The 18,039-nt window shown below is 69.8% G+C and carries 18 protein-coding genes; 10 read left to right on the top strand and 8 right to left on the bottom strand.

Annotated elements, in window-relative coordinates; all coding sequences use genetic code 11:
* Positions 1-28 precede the first annotated feature (28 nt).
* Together ABVF28_RS11100 and ABVF28_RS11095 are read right to left on the bottom strand one after the other, a co-directional pair.
* Entirely contained in the window at positions 29-745 is a 717-nt protein-coding gene (locus ABVF28_RS11100) for a low temperature requirement protein A (protein ID WP_371030504.1), read from the bottom strand.
* Positions 742-1,143: a low temperature requirement protein A gene (locus ABVF28_RS11095; protein ID WP_371030503.1), complete on the bottom strand. Its 402-nt coding sequence runs from the start codon at positions 1,141-1,143 to the stop codon at positions 742-744. Before ABVF28_RS11095 ends, ABVF28_RS11100 begins: the two co-directional genes overlap by 4 nt.
* A 159-nt stretch (positions 1,144-1,302) precedes the next feature.
* Here ABVF28_RS11095 and ABVF28_RS11090 point away from each other — a divergent pair, with 159 nt between their 5' ends.
* From ABVF28_RS11090 to ABVF28_RS11065, 6 genes are all read left to right on the top strand, one after another.
* The gene (locus tag ABVF28_RS11090) at positions 1,303-1,893 is read left to right on the top strand and encodes a GNAT family N-acetyltransferase (protein ID WP_371030502.1); all 591 of its coding nucleotides are present in this window, start codon (positions 1,303-1,305) and stop codon (positions 1,891-1,893) included.
* Positions 1,894-2,033: 140 nt separating this feature from the next.
* Positions 2,034-3,173, top strand: coding sequence for a peroxidase-related enzyme (locus ABVF28_RS11085; RefSeq protein WP_371030501.1), 1,140 nt, complete (start codon positions 2,034-2,036; stop codon positions 3,171-3,173).
* Between the two features lie 59 nt (positions 3,174-3,232).
* A complete protein-coding gene (locus ABVF28_RS11080) occupies positions 3,233-4,306 on the top strand; it encodes an ABC transporter substrate-binding protein (RefSeq protein ID WP_211890101.1) in 1,074 nt (357 codons plus the stop codon).
* Entirely contained in the window at positions 4,306-5,406 is a 1,101-nt protein-coding gene (locus tag ABVF28_RS11075) for a FecCD family ABC transporter permease (protein ID WP_371030500.1), read from the top strand. Before ABVF28_RS11080 ends, ABVF28_RS11075 begins: the two co-directional genes overlap by 1 nt.
* Positions 5,403-6,188, top strand: a complete 786-nt coding sequence (locus ABVF28_RS11070; protein WP_104253794.1) for an ABC transporter ATP-binding protein — start codon at positions 5,403-5,405, stop codon at positions 6,186-6,188. Before ABVF28_RS11075 ends, ABVF28_RS11070 begins: the two co-directional genes overlap by 4 nt.
* The gene (locus ABVF28_RS11065; protein ID WP_371030499.1) at positions 6,188-8,125 is read left to right on the top strand and encodes an FAD/NAD(P)-binding protein; all 1,938 of its coding nucleotides are present in this window, start codon (positions 6,188-6,190) and stop codon (positions 8,123-8,125) included. Before ABVF28_RS11070 ends, ABVF28_RS11065 begins: the two co-directional genes overlap by 1 nt.
* Before the next feature lie 21 nt (positions 8,126-8,146).
* On the opposite strand, the gene ABVF28_RS11060 is transcribed toward ABVF28_RS11065, so the two are convergent.
* Both ABVF28_RS11060 and ABVF28_RS11055 read right to left on the bottom strand, forming a co-directional pair.
* A complete protein-coding gene (locus tag ABVF28_RS11060) occupies positions 8,147-9,379 on the bottom strand; it encodes an MFS transporter (protein ID WP_371030498.1) in 1,233 nt (410 codons plus the stop codon).
* The gene (locus ABVF28_RS11055; protein WP_371030497.1) at positions 9,372-9,815 is read right to left on the bottom strand and encodes an ArsR/SmtB family transcription factor; all 444 of its coding nucleotides are present in this window, start codon (positions 9,813-9,815) and stop codon (positions 9,372-9,374) included. Before ABVF28_RS11055 ends, ABVF28_RS11060 begins: the two co-directional genes overlap by 8 nt.
* A 118-nt stretch (positions 9,816-9,933) precedes the next feature.
* Here ABVF28_RS11055 and ABVF28_RS11050 point away from each other — a divergent pair, with 118 nt between their 5' ends.
* The 3 genes from ABVF28_RS11050 (at position 9,934) to ABVF28_RS11040 (ending at position 14,551) form a co-directional block, all read left to right on the top strand.
* A complete protein-coding gene (locus ABVF28_RS11050) occupies positions 9,934-11,259 on the top strand; it encodes a GNAT family N-acetyltransferase (protein WP_371030496.1) in 1,326 nt (441 codons plus the stop codon).
* A 75-nt stretch (positions 11,260-11,334) separates the two neighbouring features.
* Positions 11,335-12,708: a hypothetical protein gene (locus ABVF28_RS11045; protein ID WP_371030495.1), complete on the top strand. Its 1,374-nt coding sequence runs from the start codon at positions 11,335-11,337 to the stop codon at positions 12,706-12,708.
* A gap of 259 nt (positions 12,709-12,967) precedes the next feature.
* Positions 12,968-14,551 (top strand): choice-of-anchor G family protein, encoded by a 1,584-nt coding sequence (locus ABVF28_RS11040; RefSeq protein ID WP_371030494.1) that lies wholly within the window; start codon positions 12,968-12,970, stop codon positions 14,549-14,551.
* A 119-nt stretch (positions 14,552-14,670) separates the two neighbouring features.
* Here ABVF28_RS11040 and ABVF28_RS11035 read toward each other — a convergent pair whose 3' ends face one another.
* Positions 14,671-14,814, bottom strand: coding sequence for a hypothetical protein (locus ABVF28_RS11035; RefSeq protein WP_167516459.1), 144 nt, complete (start codon positions 14,812-14,814; stop codon positions 14,671-14,673).
* Between the two features lie 53 nt (positions 14,815-14,867).
* On the bottom strand, positions 14,868-15,227 hold the full coding sequence (locus ABVF28_RS11030) for an MmcQ/YjbR family DNA-binding protein (RefSeq protein WP_371030493.1): 360 nt from the start codon (positions 15,225-15,227) through the stop codon (positions 14,868-14,870).
* Between the two features lie 111 nt (positions 15,228-15,338).
* On the opposite strand from ABVF28_RS11030, the gene ABVF28_RS11025 reads away from it, so the two are divergent.
* Complete coding sequence (locus ABVF28_RS11025) at positions 15,339-16,370, top strand: NADPH:quinone reductase (protein WP_371030492.1); 1,032 nt, start codon at positions 15,339-15,341, stop codon at positions 16,368-16,370.
* A gap of 36 nt (positions 16,371-16,406) precedes the next feature.
* Here ABVF28_RS11025 and ABVF28_RS11020 read toward each other — a convergent pair whose 3' ends face one another.
* Both ABVF28_RS11020 and ABVF28_RS11015 read right to left on the bottom strand, forming a co-directional pair.
* Complete coding sequence (locus ABVF28_RS11020) at positions 16,407-17,240, bottom strand: SDR family NAD(P)-dependent oxidoreductase (RefSeq protein WP_371030491.1); 834 nt, start codon at positions 17,238-17,240, stop codon at positions 16,407-16,409.
* 60 nt (positions 17,241-17,300) lie between these two features.
* Positions 17,301-17,843 carry a DinB family protein gene (locus ABVF28_RS11015; RefSeq protein ID WP_371030490.1) on the bottom strand — a complete coding sequence of 181 codons (543 nt, stop codon included), beginning with the start codon at positions 17,841-17,843 and terminating at the stop codon, positions 17,301-17,303.
* Positions 17,844-18,039 lie beyond the last annotated feature (196 nt).

Genomic DNA, 18,039 nt, shown 5'->3' with positions numbered 1-18,039 from the left:
GGAGACGCGGCGGCAGCCCGCGGCGGAGCTAGTGGGGCGCGGGCGCGTCCTGCTCGATGCGGTCGAGGTGCGCCGCGGCGTGGCGGTGCCCCACCGACTCGTAGCCGATCACGACGACGACGGGTGCGAGCATCCCGACGAGCAGGCTGACCGAGACGCTGGCGCCGTTGGCGGCCATGACGACACTGGCAGCGAGCACGGCGACGGATGCGAGCGCGAGCAGCGCGTGGAACGCGTTGATCGTGCGCAGCAGGTACGAGTAGAGCGTGAACACCGTGAGCAGGTAGATCAGCACGGGGATCGCGACGGCGAGCACCGCCGTGACGTCGCTCACGTGGTAGTGCTCGTCGAACGTGTACGCCACGATGTGCAGACCAGCTCCGGTCGCGGCGATCGACGCGAAGATGAAGAAGTGGCCGTAGCCCCACGGGAACGAGCGCTCGCGGTGGACGTGCAGCACCTCGGCCGCTGGCACCATGAAGTACACCCACCACATGCCGAAGATGAGCACCATGCCGACGACGACGAGCGGGCCAGCGATCTCGACGAGGAGCGCGACGAGTCCGCCCAGCAGCGCGAAGACGAGCGTGAGCGGGAGGATCGCGATGACGATCCAGAGGATCTGCGCGACGGAGACGAAGACCGCGTACGTCATGGCCGTCGTCCGGTACCGCGAGCCGCTCCGGGCCGCGCGGAGCCACTGGCAGACGAGCGCGACGCGCATGACCACGTAGCCTGCGATCATGACGCGGTTGTCGAGCACCTCACCGTGGTCGATGGACTCGACATGGCCGGGAGGCCGAGCGCGAGGATGACCACGCCCGCCATCTGCACCATCGTCAGCAGCCGGAAGAGCCAGTCGTCGGTGTCGAAGGCCGAGGCGAACCAGGAGAAGTTGATCCACGCCCACACCAGCGAGAATATCGCGAAGCCGAAGCCGATGATCGCGGGCACCGTGTGGCCTTCCGCGATGCCGTGGGCGAAGAGATTCCCGGCGGCGGCGAACGACGCGGCGAACGCGAGGTCGTAGAGCAGCTCGAGCGGCGTCGCGGCGCGTCCCTGCTCGTGAGTGTCGCGGCCGAGCATCCGCTGGAGCCCGTGGTTCAGCCGCCGCGGGGCAGGCTTGAGCGTTTCTGAGGTCATGAAGTCGTCCGGTCTGACGAAGTGAGCGAGCTCCGGAGGTCTCGCAGACCGACGCTGATGTTCCCCCACCGGCTCCGAAGCCTGTACATGTTACGTCGTCCTCCGCGTTCCCGCGCGTCGTCTCCGTGTGAGCACATGTGCAGATGCGACACTGCGGGGGTGGATGCACACCTCCGACCATGGGTGGCCGACGATGCCCCTGCCCTTGCGAACGCGATGCGGACGTCGCCGGACCTCGCAGCGCAATTCCCGGGAGGGGTGCCTTCGACGGAACTCGACTTCGTCTCGTACATGGCGCAGCACCTCGTCTCCGGCACGGCGAAGCACGACTTGGCGATCATCGTCGACGGCATCGCCGTCGGCAACGTGGGGCTCAGCAACATCGAGCACGTGCACCAGACGGGCTGGGCCTACTACTGGCTCGCGAAGGGTGCGCGGGGGAGGGGCCTCGCCACGCGGGGCCTCGCGACGATCGCCGACCTGGCGTTCACGGAACTCGGCCTCTTCCGCCTCGAGCTCGGGCATCGAACGGGCAACGCCGCGTCCTGCCGCGTCGCGAGCCGCGCTGGCTTCCGGCCGGAGGGCATCGAACGACAGAAGCTGCGCTACGGGAAGCAGCGCTTCGACGTGGAGACGCACGCGCGCCTGACGCTCGACCCGGTGCCGGACATCGAGCTCATCCCGCGCACGGCCTCCTTGGCCGGACCCCGGCAGCCGGATCTGACTCGCCCGGATCTCGGCACCGCCTGACCGAGCGCGAGCGATGCGGGACCGGTGTTCCGGTCGGGTGCCGTCGAGTTCATGCGGGGTAACGCAATTGCACGGGGCCCCGCCGGTGGTGGCAGTTTGGTATCCGATCTCCCCCGAACTCCACTGCTGAGGACCCCCCCGTGCGCATCTCCCCGACGGTTCCCGAGTCGATCGCCTCGCTGACGGCAGCCAAGCCCGAGGTCATCGAGCAGACGCTCGCCGCCTACTCGGCGCTCTACGAGGCACCACAGGCGCTCGAAGCCACGCTTCTGCACGGGTTCGCCCGCACGGTGGCCCGCTGGCAGGGCAATGCCCAGCTCGCGGAGTGGCACCTCGCGCAGGGCGCGGACGCACGCCTCGTCGGCGACGAGCTGCCCGCCGACCCGAAGCTCCGTGCGCTTGTCGAGCATGTCGACCTCATCACGGTGTCGCCGGCGCTCGCGACCCACGAGGACCAGCACGTGCTGCCGCTCACCGGCATCACCCCTGAAGAGATCGTGCTCCTGAGCCAGCTCGTCGCGTTCGAGAGCTACCTCGCGCGCATGCTCGACGGCGACGCTTTCCTCGCAGGCCGGTCGCCGGAGCGGGTGGATGCGCCTGCGCGCTCGACGGTCGCGGCCGGCCGCTCGAAGGACCTGAGCGGACGCACGATCTCCGGCCTGCAGAAGCCGACCGCGTACACCCAAGAGCAGCTCGAGTGGTCGCCGTGGATCGCCGCTCCCGCGGAGGACGAGCTCACTCCCGAGCAGGTCGACTCCTTCGCCGCGAAGGCCACCACCAACAGCGTCTACTTCAGGCTCCTGTCCCGCGTTCCCGCCGTGCTGAAGGCGCGCAGCGCGATCGACAACGCCGTCTTCGTGAGCAAGGACGGACTGCCGCGTGCCGAGCGCGAGCTCGCGGCGGCGGTCGCCAGCAAGGTCAACGACTGCATCTACTGCGCGTCCGTGCATTCGCGGAAGGCGACGTTCCAGTCGAAGCGTCACGACGACGTCCAGCGGGTCATCGACGCGAGCCTGCCGCGGGACGCGAACTGGCAGCCGACCTCGCTCGAGGCGCTGAGTGCGGAGCAGGATGCGCGCTGGTCCGCCATCATCCGCTTCGCGGCGAGCCTCTCGACGCTACGCCCGAGTGCGACGCCCAGCCAGATCGCGGAACTCCGCGATCTCGGCCTCGACGACGCCGAGCTGTTCGATCTCGTCGGGTCGACCGCGTTCTTCGCGTGGGCGAACCGCCTCATGCTCAGCCTCGGCGAGCCCAACTGGCCCGCGTCCGCCAGCTGAGCATCCCGGCCCGCTTCCTCGCACCTTCTTCTGCACCCCAGCCACCGAGAGGTTCCCCTATGCCCATCGCACGTCGACTTCCCGCCGCCATCGCGGCCCTCGTCGCCAGCACGCTGCTGCTCACAGGCTGCGGCACCGTCACCCCCGAGGGCGGGGCCGACGCCGAGACGATCACCGTCATCGACGACCAGGACCGCGAGGTCACCATCGACGGACCCGTCGAGCGCGCGGTCGTGCTCAACAGCTACGGCAACGAGTTCGTGCGTGCGATCGGCGCGGGCGACACGGTCGTCGGCGTCGACCGCGCCTCCATCAACCGCCTCCCGTACCTGCCGGTCGACGAGGCAGACGTCATCGCCGAGGGCCTCGACCAGATCAACTACGAGGCGGTCGCCGAACTCGACCCCGACGTCGTCATCATGCCCCGCAACGCCGTCTGGCGCGAGGCTGCAGAGCAGCTCGAGTCGTTCGGCATCCCCGTCGTCGTCGCGACCGCGTGGGACTACGCGGTCTTCGACGAGACGGTGAGCCTCCTCGGACAGGTCTTCCAGAAGGAAGAGGGCGCGCAGGCGGTCACCGACTTCTCGAGCGAGATCCTCGACGTCGTCGCGGAGCGCACCGAGGGCGTCGAGCCCGTGCCCGTGTACTGGGAGACGGTCGACCCGTACCTGACGGTGCTCCCCGGCTCCGGCTTCCACGCGATCATCGAGGCGGCCGGCGGCACCAACGTGTTCGAGAACGCCGCAGGCGGCGGTGACGAGCAGGAGGAGATCACGGTCGACCCCGCCGAGGTCGTCACCCGCAACCCCGCCGTCATCGTGCACGAGTTCGAACCAAGCGCCACGCCGACCGGCCAGGAGCGCTTCGACTCGCTCGGCGCGGAGATCACGGCCCGCCCGGGCTGGTCGAACGTCGACGCCATCAAGAACGGTGAGGTGTACCTCGCGAACGGATGGGCGACCAGCGCCGTCGCGAAGTCCATCGGCGCCCTCTACCTGGCGAAGTGGCTGCACCCGGAGGAGTTCTCCGACGTCAACCCCGACGAGTTCCTCGAGCGCTGGGTCGTCGACTTCCAGGACACCGACTTCCCCGGTGCCAGCGAGTACATCCAGCAGTACCAGGCGGGCGCGTAGTGACGGTCGCGACACCAGAGGCCGGCACGGGCTCGGCCGGCGAGCAGAACGCGGTCGCGTCGAGCGAGCGCAAGCGCGCCAACGTCAAACGGCTCGCGATCGTCGGCGGCCTGATCGTGAGCGCGCTCGCGATCATCGCCGCCGTCACGATCGGCACGGCGGGCGTCACGTTCGGGGACGTCTGGGCCGCGGTCGTGCTGTCGATCTTCGGCGGCACGCTCGAGAACGACTTCGCCCAGAAGTTCTCGATCGTGACGGAGCTGCGCCTGCCGCGTGTGCTGCTGGCCTTCGCCGCCGGCGCGGGACTCTCGCTGTCCGGCGTGCTCATGCAGGGGCTGCTGCGCAACCCGCTGGTCAGCCCCTTCACCCTCGGCGTCTCGCCCGCGGCCGCGTTCGGCGCAGCCCTCGCGATCACCATCGCGGGCGGCACGACCCTCCCGTCGTGGGCGATCATCGCGAGCGCGCTGGTCGTCTCCCTCGCCGTGTCTGCGCTCGTGCTCGGCCTCGCATCCGCCAAGGGAATGGCGATCGCCACCCTGCTGCTGCTCGGCATCGCCATCACGCAGCTCTTCGAGGCGCTCACCGCCGCCCTGCAGTTCACGGCCAACGAGAACACGCTGCAGGCGATCGTGCGATGGACATTCGGCTCGGTGAACGACGCGACCTGGGGGGACGTGCAGACGGTCGGGATCCTCGTGCTCGCGACGATCCCGTTCGTGCTGTGGTTCGCGAAGGACCTCAACGCCGTCGCCTTCGCCGGTGACGACGCCGCGAAGAGCCTCGGCGTGAACGTGCAGGCGCTTCGCGTCGGGCTCATCATCGTGGCGGTTGTCCTCGCCGCGGTCATCGTGAGCTTCTGCGGCGTCATCGGCTTCGTGGGCCTCGTCGGGCCGCACATCGCGCGCCTCATCATCGGCGCGGACCACCGTTACCTCATCCCGTTCTCGGTGGTCACCGGCGGCCTCCTTCTGCTCGTCGCCGACACGGTCGGGCGCACGATCCTCGCGCCCGCCGTCATCCCCGTCGGCATCGTCGTCGCCTTCATCGGCGCGCCCATCTTCATCCAGCTCATCCTCACGAGGAAGACGGCCCTCAAATGAGCCTGACGATCGACGGCATCGAGTTCGCCTACGGCAAGCACAAGGTGCTGAAGGGTGTGAGCCTCGAGGTGCAGGACGGCACGTTCTGCGCGCTCCTCGGCCCCAACGGCTCCGGCAAGTCGACGCTCACGAAGGTCATCGCCCGCGTGCACAAGCCCAGCGAGGGCACCGTCACGTTCGACGGCACGGATGTGCTGAGCCTCGGGAGGCGCGAGCACGCCCGGACGGTGGCCTACGTGCCGCAGTCCGGCGAGGCTCCGTTCGATCTGACCGTGCGGGAGGCGGTGCTCCTCGGCCGCACCCCGCACTACGGCATGGCCCCCGGTGCCGAGGACTGGCGCCACGTGCAGGACGCCATCACGCTGCTCAACCTCGACGAGCTCGTCGACCGCAACATGTCGGAGCTTTCCGGAGGGCAGGCGCAACGCGTGCTCGTGGCCAGGGCGCTCGCGCAGGACCCGAAGGTGCTGCTGCTCGACGAGCCGACGAGCGCCCTCGACCTGCGCTACCAGATCGAGACGCTGCAGATCGTGCGCCGCATCACACGCACGAAGGGCATCACGGCGCTCATCGCCATCCACGACCTCAACCACGCCGGCCGCTTCTGCGACCAGATCGTCATGCTCGACCAGGGCACGATCATCAAGAGCGGCACGCCAGCCGAGGCGCTGCAGGAGGACACGCTCAAGCAGGTCTACGGACTGCGCGTGACGGTCGAGGAGCGCGAAGGCTTCGTCGAGGTGCGCCCCGTCGTCGAGGACGACCTGGAGTACCGCATCTGATGTTCGACGCCGTCATCGTCGGGGGAGGGCCGCGCGCCGTCGCCACGGCGCTCCGGGTGGCGGCTCGCCGGCCCGCGACGCGCATCCACCTGGCCATCGTCGACGCGATCGACGTCGGCGCCGGGGCGACCTGGCGCATCGACCAGCCGGCCGAGTTCCTCAACAACACGACATCCGGTTCGACGACCATCCACGCCGACGAGTCGACCAGGATGTCCGGGCCCGTGGTGCCAGGCCCAGACCTCGTCGACTGGGCGGAGGCGATCGTGCAGCGCGGCGAGCACCCCACCCCGTGGGTCCTGGACGAAGCCCGAGCCGTCCGGCCCGGGAGCTTCCCTTCGAGACGCCTGCAGGGCATCTACTTCCGCGAGCAGCTGGAGGCCGCCGAAGCGAGCGGGGACGTCAGCGTCACTCGCATCGAGGGGACGGCCGTGGATGTGCGAGGCGACGGTGCCGAGACGCGCACCGTGGTCCTCTCCGACGGCACCGAGCTGACGGCGTCGGTCGTGGTGCTCGCCCAGGGCATGGTGCAGGCGCTGCCGAGCGAGGAGACGGAGCGGTTCGAGCGAGCCGCTCGCGAGCGGGGCCTCGTCTACATTGCACCGGGGATGCCGGCCGAGCAGGACTGGTCGGCCGTCCCCGAGGGCGAGCACGTCATCGTCCGCGGCCTCGGCGCGAACTTCTTCGATGTCGTCGCCGTGCTCACGGCGGGCCGCGGCGGCAGGTTCGAGCCCATCGCGGGCGACACGAGGGGCAGACTGCGGTACCTGCCCTCCGGCCGGGAGCCGATCCTACACGCCGGCTCGCGCCGAGGCGTGCCCTATCGCGCGAAGGCCGACGGTTGGGCGGAAGCGACGCCCTTCTCCGCCCGCACAGCTGACCGCGCCTGGTTCGACGCGCTCGCAGCGACGGAACCCGCGTCGCTCGACTTCCGCCGAGACGTGTGGCCCGGGATCGCCCGAGAGCTCGCCGTCGCGTACCTGACGGCACTCGCCGGGTGGGCCCCGGAAGCGATGCTGGTGCCGTTGGAGGCCGCCCTCGAGGAACTCGACGGTGCGCAGGACGTGGCCGCTCTCGACGCGGTGCTCACCGCATCGATCGACCAGGACCTGGACGATGGAGCGCACGCCTTCACGATCGACTCCCTCCGCCGGCCCACGCGAGGCGAGCAGGTCACGGCAGAGCAGTGGGCGCGGCAGGTCGCGCAGCTCGTCGAGGCGGAACTCGGCTCGATGTCATCCCCGGACACGCACCCGCGCGCCGCCGTCAACCGCGCGATGGGCGCACTCCGGGGCCAGGCCGGACGGCTCTCCGCCGCCGGCGTCCTCGAAGGGCGATCCGCGGTCCTGGACTTCGAGGGGTGGTTCAACGCCGACGGCCTGTTCCTCGCATCCGGCCCGCCCTCGGGGCGCACCCGCGAGGTCCTCTCGCTCATCGACGCCGGGATCCTCCGCCTCACCGGGCCGGAGACCGAGGTCTCCCTCGACGAGGCGGCGGGCGAGTTCGTCGCCCGCTCGGCGATCACCGGCGTCGTCGTCCGGACCCGCGCGCTCATCGAGCCCCGCATGTCCAAGGGCAAGGTGCCCGCCACGAACGACCCGCTGCTCCGAGCACTGCTCGACTCCGGTCGCGCCCGCGTGCACACGCGGCGCTCGCGGGACGGTGTCGACGTGGAGACGGACAGCATGGAGGCGACGGGGGCAGTACTGGACGATCGCGCGCCAGGCCTCAACCTCGTGCGCGGCGACGGCTCCGTGGACGAGCGTGTCGTCGTGCTCGGAATACCGGCGCTCAGCACGCAGCCTGGCAGCGCGATCGGGGCGACCCCGGGCAAGCCGTCGCCACTGCTTGCGGGCGCGGATGTCGCGGCCAGGCAGATCATCGCGGCCGCGCGGTCGAAGCCGCAGTCGCAGGATGAGGGACAGCTGCGGGCCTGAGACGGCGAGCGCGGCGCGGGCTCAGTCCCGGGCGGGCTCCAGGCGTCGATCGTGCGCGTCACGACCTGCCCAGGTCAGGGCGGCGACGACCGTCGCGGCAAGGCTGACCCCGCCGAGCACCACGGCGGTCGGCGCGAGCCCGAGCCCGGCGCCGAGGAAACCCGCCGCCGGATAGCAGAGGATGTAGCAGGCATGCGAGAGCGAGAACTGCGCCGCGAAGACGGCCGGCCGCTCATCGCTCGACGCCGCCCGGCGCAGGAGGCGAGACGACGGGGTCAACACGAGTGAGGTGGCCGCGCCGAGGAGCGCCCACACCGGGAGGGCGAGCATCCACCCCAGTTCGCTCGCGGTCGAGAGGGCGCCGGCCGCAGCGAGGAGGCTGACGGGGACCAGCGCGGCACCTGCGAGCATCACCCTGCGGTCGGAGACTCGCTCCAGCACGCGCGGCAGGCCGAGCGCGACGAGCATGGACCCCGCACCGGAACACGCGAGCAGCACGGCGAGGTCGGACTGCGGCCGCCCGAGCTGCGCCTGCACGAGCACGACGGAGTTGACGATGACCATCGCCGTCCCGGCGGCGACCGCCAGGTTCAGTGCCAGGAGCGCCCTGAGGTCGCGGGTGCGCCAGAAGACTCGGATGCCCGCGGTCAGTCGAGCGAGGAAGGGGCTTGGCGCGGCGAGCGCGACGCTCGGGAACCTGGTCGCGGCGACCAGGGTCGCCGAGACGAGAAAGCCGACGACGGTGCCGACGAACAGGGAGTTGTAGGTGACGACCGTCAGCAGGAGGGCTGCGAGGACGGGGCTTGCGAGCGCCTCGAGGTCGTAGGCGAGGCGGGAGAGTGAGAGCGCGCGTGTGTAGCGGCGCTCGTCCGGGAGCACGTCGGGGATCACGGCCTGGAACGTCGGCGTGAAGGTCGCCGACGCCGCCTGCAACACGAAGATCAGCAGGTAGACCTGCCAGACCTCGCCCACGAACGGCAGTCCGAGAGCGATGGCGGCGCGGATGAGGTCGGCCGAGATGAGGACTCGCTTCCTCGACCACCGGCTCGTCACCGCGGCCATGACCGGGGAGACCATGACGTAGGCGATCATCTTGATCGTGAGCGCCGTGCCGAGCACGATGCCGGCGTCGCCGCCTGCGAGGTCGAACGCGAGGAGGCCGAGCGCGACCGTGAGGAGGCCCGTCCCGACAAGGGCGACGACCTGCGCCCCGAAGAGGTGCCGGAACGCCCGGTTCTCGAGCAGCTCACGCATCAGAGTCTCCAGCGGTGACCGGTCCGCGCGCGTCGTCGTTCCGGTGATGCGGCGGGATAGCGTCGGCGCCACCGACTCCGGCGACGGAGTGCTCGGCCTGGAAGATGGCATCCGCGACGAGACGCCTGGCGTGCCCGTTGATGAGCCGGTAGAAGACGCGTGTCCCTTCTTGTCTGGTCGCGACGATCCTCGCGAGTCGCAGCTTCGCGAGGTGCTGCGAGACGCTCGCCGGCGTCTTCCCGACGGCTTCGGCGAGGTCGTTGACGGCGTGCTCGCCCGTGTTCAGGACCAGCACGATGCGCACGCGGGTGGCGTCGGCGAGCATCCCGAAGACCTCGGCCGCGAGTTCGACGGTGGGGCTGTCCAGCTCGACGAGCGGTGCGGTGTCGGCGGGACCGTGCGAGGCACCCGTCGATGTCTGCTTATCTGCATGCATACGCAGATAATGTCACGTGGCCTCCGCCTGGTCCAGTGCGGCACCGGTGCGCCGGCTCGAATCGCCGCTCCAGACCGCCTTCAGGACGTAGCTGACGGGCGGGACCTACGCTGGAGTCATGTCTGCAGTTGAAGATTTCACGCGCTTCCCGATCGACGAGACCTCGAAGGCGAAGCTCGCCGAGTCCGGCTTGCGCTACGAGACGCTGGACGCGAGCGACGCAGCTGGCTTCGCCGCCTGGGCGCGTGCGGACCTGCGCGGGTTCCTCGCTGCGGAGCCCAGCGAGAAGCACCTCGAGGGCATGCGGGCGTCGCTCGGCTACCGGCGCACGACTGGCGTCTGGGACGATTCCGCTCCCCAGGCGGATGAGCCCGTCGCGACCACGAGCTCGTGGCCGGCCGAGCTCACGCTGCCCGGGTGCACCCAGCTCCGCGTGTGGGCGATCAGCTCCGTCACTGTCTCGCAGGCGCGCCGCAGGCGGGGGATCGCCAGGAACCTGCTCGAAGGCGAGCTGCGCACGGCGGCTGCGCTCGGCATCCCGCTCGCGGCGCTCACCGTCTCCGAGTCGACGATCTACGGGCGCTTCGGATTCGGGCCCGCGACCTTCGCGGCGAATCTCAGCATCGACACCCGCCGTGTGCGATGGAGCGGCCCCGCGCCGAGTGGCCGCGTCGACTACGTCGGCCGCGAGCAGTGGGTGGAGCAGATCGCGGGCCTCTTCGACACCGCCCGGACGTCGACGGTCGGCGAGATCGAGGGGTGGGACGGCATGTGGCCGCGCCTCGCAGGAACGGTGCACGACGAGGAGGGTGAGGGCAAGAAGCTGCGAGCCATCACCTACACGTCGGAGTCCGGCGAGCTGCAGGGTGCGGCGCTCTTCAAGTACGAGGGCGGCGACCACGACTACGCGAGCCACACGCTGAGCGTCGAGTTCCTCCGCACGGTGAGCGATGACGCGTACGCGGCCCTCTGGCGCTTCTTCCTCGAGGCGGACCTCGTCTCCACCGTCAAGGCCGAGCATGTCGCCGTGGACGAGCCGGTCCGGTGGATGCTCGGCGACCAGCGGGCGGCGACCGTCACGACGACGGATCACCAGTGGCTGCGCATCCTCGATGTGAGGGCGGCGCTGGAGGCGCGAAGCTACGCGTCGCCGGGAGTGCTCGGCCTGGAGGTCGAGGATGCGCTCGGATTCGCGGACGGGTCTTTCCTTCTCACCGTCGCCTCGGACGGGGCCGGAAGCGTCGAGGCGGTCGAGCGCCTCCCGGAGGAGGTGCCCGCGGTGCGCCTGCGCGTGGATGTCCTCTCGTCGCTCCTGCTCGGTGGGGTCGCCCCTGCCGGGCTTCGCGCGGCGGGGGTGCTCAGCGAGCTCACGGACGGCGCGAGCGCTCAGGCCGCGCGCCTGCTGCGGGTCTCGCCGGAGCCCGCTCCTGGCATCTGGTACTGAGCCGCGCCGCGGGTCGCTCCGCCGGCGGTGAACATCGCCAGCTTCGCCCGGTGACGCGCAACTAGAATCTGCGGCATGGCATCTGGATTCTGGGGGCGCGCTCGCCGCGCGAAGCAAGCGCAGCAGGCCGAGATCGACGCTCACGACAAGGACCTGGCGATGAAGGCGGGTGTGGCGCTGGTCGACGCCGATGAGCGCATCCGCCTCATGAATGACGAGCTGTCGTTCGCCGAAGCGGAGCTCGGCTCAGGTGCCACGCAGGACCTCAAGGACACGCTCGTCAACGTGCGCACGTACATGGGCGAGGCGTTCCACCTCAATCAGCTCAACGTCGACGACATCCCGGACACACCAGAGGAGCTGCGCACCAGGAACGCGCGCATCGTGCAGATCTGCGAGTGGGCGATGGGCCTGCTCGAGGAGAAGTCGTCGGTGCTGGAAGAGGCTGTCGCGGTGGTTCGTCAGACCCCAGCCGTGCTGGAGGGCGTCAAGCGCGACTCGGAGCGTCTCCGGGCGCGCATCCCTGACGCGCAGGCGAGCATCGATCGGCTTGCGCTCCGGTACTCGGATGCCGCACTGCACCAGGTCGGCGACAACCCGGCGGAGGCGGCGCAGCTGCTCACCTTCGCCGAGCACAGCGCCGATGTGTCGCTGCGTCGACGCGAGGCGGGCCAGAACGAGCAGTCCCGGCTCGCGCTCGAGGCGGCGACGGAGGCCGTGCGGCGAGTGCACACGCTGCTCGACGCCGTCGAGAACTACGAGATCGAGGCGCTTCGTGCCGAGTCGACGCTCGCCGCGGTCATCGCCGATTCCCGCGGCGACCTCGTCGCGGCGCGAGACGTGCCGCGCAGTCGCGAGGTCGAGGAGGCAGCCGAGCGGCTCACCGATGCGCTCGCCTCGCTCCCTCCGGCGGGTGAGCGCACCGACCCGTTCGCGTCCCTGTCGCGCCTCCGGGCCGCGAACACGGCGCTGGACGAAGCGGTGGCGAAGGCGAGGGATCGAGCGGCGCGCCCCATCCCGTCGCAGGCGCAGGTCGCGACGGTGATCGATGACGCGGACCGGCAGATCGCCGTCGCGAACGACGTGATCTCGGGGCACCGAGGGTGGATCGGGTCCGCGCCGCGGACGCGCCTGGCGGAGGCCGAGCGCATCCGGAACGAGCTCGTCAGCTACCGCGGCGGTGAGGAGGAGCGTGAGCAGGCCCTGTCGCTTGCACGGCGGGCGGGTTCGCTCGCGAGCGAGGCGCTGCAGCTCGCGCAGCGCGACATCGACCAGTCGCGCCCGCAGCAGCAGCAGGGTTACGACGAGTGGGGCCAGCCGCGCGGTGGCGGATACCAGGGCGGGTACGGCGGTCGCGGGGGTCGACGTGGTGGCGACATGGGGGACGTCGTCGGGGGTGTGCTCGGAGGGCTCATGATCGGCGGGTTGCTCGACGGGATGTTCGACTAGGGCACTGTTTCACGTCCCTCACCGTTCGGTTGGTTGAGATGGGTGAATATCCGGGTGAATCACCCCCTGTGACGCGGATATGCGGATCAGAATCCAGGATGCTGTGGTATTGCGCTATGTTCTTGTCCTAGCGCGTGATTTCGGAGTCGAAGTACCCAGCGTCTCCGACGCACGTGGTCCCACTGCCATTCGTCCCCCAGCGAAAGAGTGCCGCCGAATGCCCAGCACATCCCAAGAATCATCTGCTTAGACCCCGCAGGTGCCGAACACCTTCTCGGCTGCTCCGGCACGCACCGGGACCGTCACGCGCCGCTCCATCGTCGCCGGTGCCGCATGGACGGCGCCGCTCGTCGTTGCCGCCGCATCCGCACCATTCGCGAGTGCATCGACTACCTGCGTTCCAGCGGGAACTCTTTTCAACTCTCAGGCGCGTGGCCTGCTGGTGAGCGGTACGCTCGGCGGCATCAACCTCAATAGTGCCCTGCAGCTGGCGAGCGCGACCGCGCTCGAGACCGCCGGCGGCCCCACAACGACCGTGGTCTCTAACCCCCTTTCCGTAACCGCGCTGAGCGCCATCCAGGTCAACCTCGGGGGAGTCGCAACTGCGCTCACCGATGTGCTGACGGGCCTCGCGGGAGTGAACAGTGGCGTAGTCGCCCAGTACGCATCGGCGAGCGAGACCGGTCTGTCGATCGGTGCCTCTGGAGCAGTCTCGAACACCGGTGCAATTGCCCTCAACACCGGTTCGACCGGCGTACCGCAGCTCGCGCAGCTCGACCTGCACACCATCCTCCAGAACGTCACCGGGTCGCCGGCGGCCGCGGCGCTCGTCTCGCAGGTCACCGCTCTCAACCTCTCCATCGGAGCCGCAGCTGGCCGCAACTTCGCGGACTCCACCTGCACTCCACCGCAGCAGCTCACGCGAGAGTACCTGCTCGCCTACCTGCGCCTCGCGCTTCAGTCGACGGTTGTCGACAACCTGCTCTCGAGTCTCACGACCAGCCTCGGCACGCTCACCATCTCCACGGATGACGTCTGGGACACCCTGGGCGATGTTGCGCTCCTTGGGCCGCTGCTTGCGGCCCTCGGCCGTGACGCGCTCAACGTGTCGGTCTCCGTCAACACCGCCGCACTGACAGCGACACCGATCCCGAACGTCGCCAACAGTGCTCTGCAGCTCAACCTGGGTACCGGCTCCGCAACCGTCGACCTCGCCGCCTTGCTCGGAGGCGCTTACACGGGTGAGATCTCGCCGTGGCTGAACAACCTCGCCCCCAACACGCGTCTCTTTGCTGACGCAGCGCTTCCGACCGGAGCCGTAACGGCGCTCCTCGACAGCTTCGTAGATGACCTGATCGCGCGTCTCGGCGACCTTGTCACCCTCAACATCACGGCAGGAAGCGTCACCGGCCTCGGTGCGACCGGACTCCGCATCAGCGGCACGCTGACGCAATTCCTGTCCGGCACCGCGACGACGACGCTCGTGCTTCTTGGTGCTCCTATCCCGCTCGGCGCGCTTCTGGGGCCGCTTCTCGGGAGCCTCGGTGGCCTCGTCACCGACGCGCTCGACACGCTTCTTCGGCCGAACGGCGTCCTCAATGCGGTTTTCAACCCGCTCAACGTTCTCCTCGACGGCCTCTTCACGGTACTCACCAATGTGTTGGTTCTGACTATCAACGGTCAGAACCAGGCGCCCGGTACTGTGCCGAGCGATCTGGCGGCTCTTCCCGCGAACAGACTCGACACTGCGGCGCTCCATGTCGGAGTCGTTGGTGCGCTCGACCTGCTCGATCTGTTTATCGCGCGTGGTAGTAGCGGTCCGAACACGCAGCGGGTTGTGTAGTCAAACGCCAAGTGCGTTATCCGCCCGTCACCGAGATTTCTCGGTGGCGGGCGGATTGCTGTCTCCGCGTGCGGATCGCTGCGTGTGCAATTTCGACGGCTGCGGCGTGCCAGTGCTGCCTACTTCGTCGAGCGGACCGAGAGCAGCTCGTACCCTTCGGGCACCATGGCCTCGATCTTCGACTTCGCTTCTTCGTAGGAGTCGGCTTCCGCCTCGATCGTCTCGCTCGCGACGGGACGGATGACTGCAATGACCTTGACCATCCGCTGATCATAAGGCTCTCGGTCGCCGCTGTCGGAGAAGGACGCGACCGCCCCTAGTCGGTGTCGGCGTCGGCGTCGGCGTCGGCGTCGCGGAGGATGCGCTTCGTCGCCCTCGCCCGCCAGGCCTCCTGCAGGACTTCGCCCAGTCTCGCCGCGGACACCGCCTTGAGCCGCACGAGCACGCTCGGGTGGCCGTCGTAATGCGGGGTGGTGAAGAACGCTTCCGGCTCGCCCTGCAGGAGCGCCTCGCGCTCACCCAGATCGGCGCGCCAGCACACCAGCACTCCGGGCTGATCGTGGAAGCGTGCGAACATCTTCTTCCCGACGTAGAACGCCGGAGTGCCGTAGGCGGTGCGCTCCTCGGTCTCGGGGAGCGCGAGCGCCAATCGCCGAACATCGTCGTCGCTGCTCATGACGCCATCGTGTCACTGCTTCTGCCAGGGAACCAGGCTGAGCGCGGTAATCGGCCGAGGAGGCTGGCCCAGCGGGGAATACCTCGCGCCTCGGCCGTGCTGGACCTTGGTATGAAGGCAATCGTCTACGCATCCACCGGTCCCTCCGACGTCCTCTCCCTGGTCGAGCGCGAAGTCGCGCAGCCGGGGCCAGGGGAGGTGCGCATCAGGGTCGTCGCCTCGGGCGTGAACCCGACGGACTGGAAGGCGCGCGAGGGAGGCGGAGCCGGAAGCGCACTCGGCTTCGACGAAGTCGTGCCGAACCAGGACGGTGCCGGGGTCGTGGATGCGCTGGGCGAGGGCGTGACGGGGCTGGCGGTCGGCGACCGCGTCTGGGTCTACCTCGCGGCGCACCAGCGCCCGACGGGAACCGCGCAGGAGTTCACGGTGCTGCCCGCCGATCGCGTCGTCGCCCTGCCCGAGGGCATCGGCTTCGATGTGGCTGCCAGCCTTGGCGTGCCGGCCATGACGGCGCACCGGGCACTGACCGTGCACGAGCACGGCCCCGCGCGTCTCTCGCCCGGGGCGCTCACCGGCCGCACGGTGCTCGTGCACGGTGGCGCCGGCGCGGTCGGGCACGCGGCGATCCAGCTCGCGGCGTGGGCCGGTGCGACGGTCATCACCTCGGTCAGCAGTGACGAGAAGGAGGCACTGGCTCGGGCTGCCGGGGCCCACCACGTGGTGCGCTACCCCGATTCCTCGCTTGCCGAGCGCATCCAGGAACTCGCGCCGGACGGCGTCAACCACATCGTGGAGGTCGCGCCGACGCAGAATGCGGCGCTCGACGTCGAGGTCATCGCGAATCACGGCAGCATCGCCTACTACGCGAACAACAACGGCGACGAGTTCACGGTGCCCATCATCGCGAGCTTCGCGAAGAACGTCCGCTGGCAGGGACTGCTGCTGTACACGGTGGGGCCGGATGCGCTGCACGCGGCCGCCGAGGACGTGACGGCGGCGCTCGTCGACGGTGCGCTGCCCGTGGGGGAGTCGGCAGGTCTGCCCATCACGTGGTTCCCGCTCGAGGAGACCCCGGAGGCCCACGACGCTGTCGAGGGTGGCGCGGTCGGCAAGGTGCTGATCCGCGTGGCTGACGAGGCCTGATCCCGACCCCGCGGTGCGGCCTCGTCCTCGCGGCCGTCAGCTCGGGAAGCGGGGGTCGCGGCGATACTCGTCGAGCCTCGCGTTCAAGGCGGCGTGCACCTGTGGTGGGGCGTCGTCGCCGATGAGCAGCCGCACCCTCGTGTCATCCGGGTCGGCGACGTGCGCGATGAGCTGCGCCGCGGCGTCCGCGGGCGAGGTGCCACTGGACTGCGGCTCGTCGGCGGCCGGCGCAGACGGCCACGGCACCTGCGGCGTCCCGAAGAGGCTTGTGCGCAGCTCGTCGTAGGCCGCCAGCGGCTCGCTGAATCGCATGCTGCCGCCGGCCCAGTCGGTGCGGAGCTCGCCGGGCTCGACGATCGTGACGCGCACGCCGAAGCCGGTCACCTCGGCGGCCATGGCCTCGCTGAAGCCCTCGAGGCCCCATTTCGCCGCGTTGTAGAGTCCGAGCGTCGGCATGGTGCCAACCGCGCCGACCGTCGAGACCTGCACGATGTGCCCCGATCCCTGCTCGCGCATCCCGGGCAGCACCGCCTGACTGAGCCAGAGCGGGCCGAGCAGGTCGGTGTCCAGGATGCCCCTCGCCTCCTGCTCGGAGACTTCCTCTGCCGTGCCGATGAGCCCGTAGCCGGCGTTGTTCACCAGCACGTCGATCGTGCCGAACCGGGCTGTCGCCTGGTCGACCGCGGCGACGGCGGCGGCTCGGTCGCGGACGTCGAGCGGCAGCACCAGCAGGTGTTCGTGCGCCGGAAGCGAGTGCTGGCCGCGGGCCGTGGCGACGACGTCGTGGCCGGCATCGAGTGCCGCGATGGTGAGGGCGCGTCCGAGTCCGCGGTTGGCGCCGGTGATCAGCCAGGTCTGCGATGAGGTCATGCCCGCAAGGGTAGGAGGCGATCCTCGCCGAGACGTGTGTGCAGCGGGGAGCCGGAGTCCCTACTCGCCGACGCTTCCGTCGACCGCTTGGCGCAGCAGGTCGGCGTGCCCGTTGTGTCGTGAGTACTCCTCGACCATGTGGATGAGGATCCACCGCAGCCGCGGGATGCGGCCGTCCGAGAAGCCGCTCGCCGCGGCGTACTCGAGGCCGCCGAGCTCGAAAGCGCGCTCTGCGGCGGCTCGTGACCGCGACACGGCCGCCTCCCACGCTGCGAGGAGCTCGGAGGGCTCGCTGTCTCGCGCGGTCTCCCACTCCCAGTCGGGCGTGGCTTTCCAATCGATCGAGGCCCATGGTTCACGCGGCTCCTCACCGAGGAGGACGACGCCGAACCAGTCGTCCTCGACGTACGTGAGGTGCTTGACGAGGCCCCCGAGGGTCATGGTGCTGGGCGACAGCGTCTTCGCAAGCTCACCCGCGCTGAGCCCTGACACCTTCCAGGCGAGTGTGGCCCGGTGGAAGTCGAGGAACCCGTTGAGCGTCGACCACTCATCCTCACCGAGCGGCGGCTCCGGGCGATTCTGCTCGTCGAAGATCGTCGTCATGGTCCGATCCTACGGACCCACTCGTGCCGGCGCGGAATTGCGGCCGCTGCGATGCACCGAAGAACTCGTGCCCCTGGAGGGACTCGAACCCTACGGGGCTCCGCGCCGCGTGCCCCGGAATAGCAGGCGAGACGGGGCCTCCGAGGCTAGGACGCAGCCCCAGTGCCCACATTCTGCCCACACTCTGCGGCGAGCT

The sequence above is a fragment of the Pseudoclavibacter sp. JSM 162008 genome, assembly GCF_041366455.1.
Taxonomy (GTDB): domain Bacteria; phylum Actinomycetota; class Actinomycetes; order Actinomycetales; family Microbacteriaceae; genus Pseudoclavibacter.
The sequence above is the reverse complement of the archived record's forward strand: the minus strand, read 5'-3'. Positions and strand labels throughout refer to the sequence as shown.

Excerpts from the sequence above, each read along its gene's own strand:
- ABVF28_RS11100 (WP_371030504.1), bottom strand. The coding sequence starts at position 745 with ATGATCGCAGGCTACGTGGTCATGCGCGTCGCGCTCGTCTGCCAGTGG.
- ABVF28_RS11095 (WP_371030503.1), bottom strand. The coding sequence starts at position 1,143 with ATGACCTCAGAAACGCTCAAGCCTGCCCCGCGGCGGCTGAACCACGGG.
- ABVF28_RS11080 (WP_211890101.1), top strand. The coding sequence starts at position 3,233 with ATGCCCATCGCACGTCGACTTCCCGCCGCCATCGCGGCCCTCGTCGCC.
- ABVF28_RS11070 (WP_104253794.1), top strand. The coding sequence starts at position 5,403 with ATGAGCCTGACGATCGACGGCATCGAGTTCGCCTACGGCAAGCACAAG.
- ABVF28_RS11065 (WP_371030499.1), top strand. The coding sequence starts at position 6,188 with ATGTTCGACGCCGTCATCGTCGGGGGAGGGCCGCGCGCCGTCGCCACG.
- ABVF28_RS11060 (WP_371030498.1), bottom strand. The coding sequence starts at position 9,379 with ATGCGTGAGCTGCTCGAGAACCGGGCGTTCCGGCACCTCTTCGGGGCG.
- ABVF28_RS11055 (WP_371030497.1), bottom strand. The coding sequence starts at position 9,815 with ATGCATGCAGATAAGCAGACATCGACGGGTGCCTCGCACGGTCCCGCC.
- ABVF28_RS11050 (WP_371030496.1), top strand. The coding sequence starts at position 9,934 with ATGTCTGCAGTTGAAGATTTCACGCGCTTCCCGATCGACGAGACCTCG.
- ABVF28_RS11045 (WP_371030495.1), top strand. The coding sequence starts at position 11,335 with ATGGCATCTGGATTCTGGGGGCGCGCTCGCCGCGCGAAGCAAGCGCAG.
- ABVF28_RS11035 (WP_167516459.1), bottom strand. The coding sequence starts at position 14,814 with ATGGTCAAGGTCATTGCAGTCATCCGTCCCGTCGCGAGCGAGACGATC.
- ABVF28_RS11030 (WP_371030493.1), bottom strand. The coding sequence starts at position 15,227 with ATGAGCAGCGACGACGATGTTCGGCGATTGGCGCTCGCGCTCCCCGAG.
- ABVF28_RS11025 (WP_371030492.1), top strand. The coding sequence starts at position 15,339 with ATGAAGGCAATCGTCTACGCATCCACCGGTCCCTCCGACGTCCTCTCC.
- ABVF28_RS11020 (WP_371030491.1), bottom strand. The coding sequence starts at position 17,240 with ATGACCTCATCGCAGACCTGGCTGATCACCGGCGCCAACCGCGGACTC.
- ABVF28_RS11015 (WP_371030490.1), bottom strand. The coding sequence starts at position 17,843 with ATGACGACGATCTTCGACGAGCAGAATCGCCCGGAGCCGCCGCTCGGT.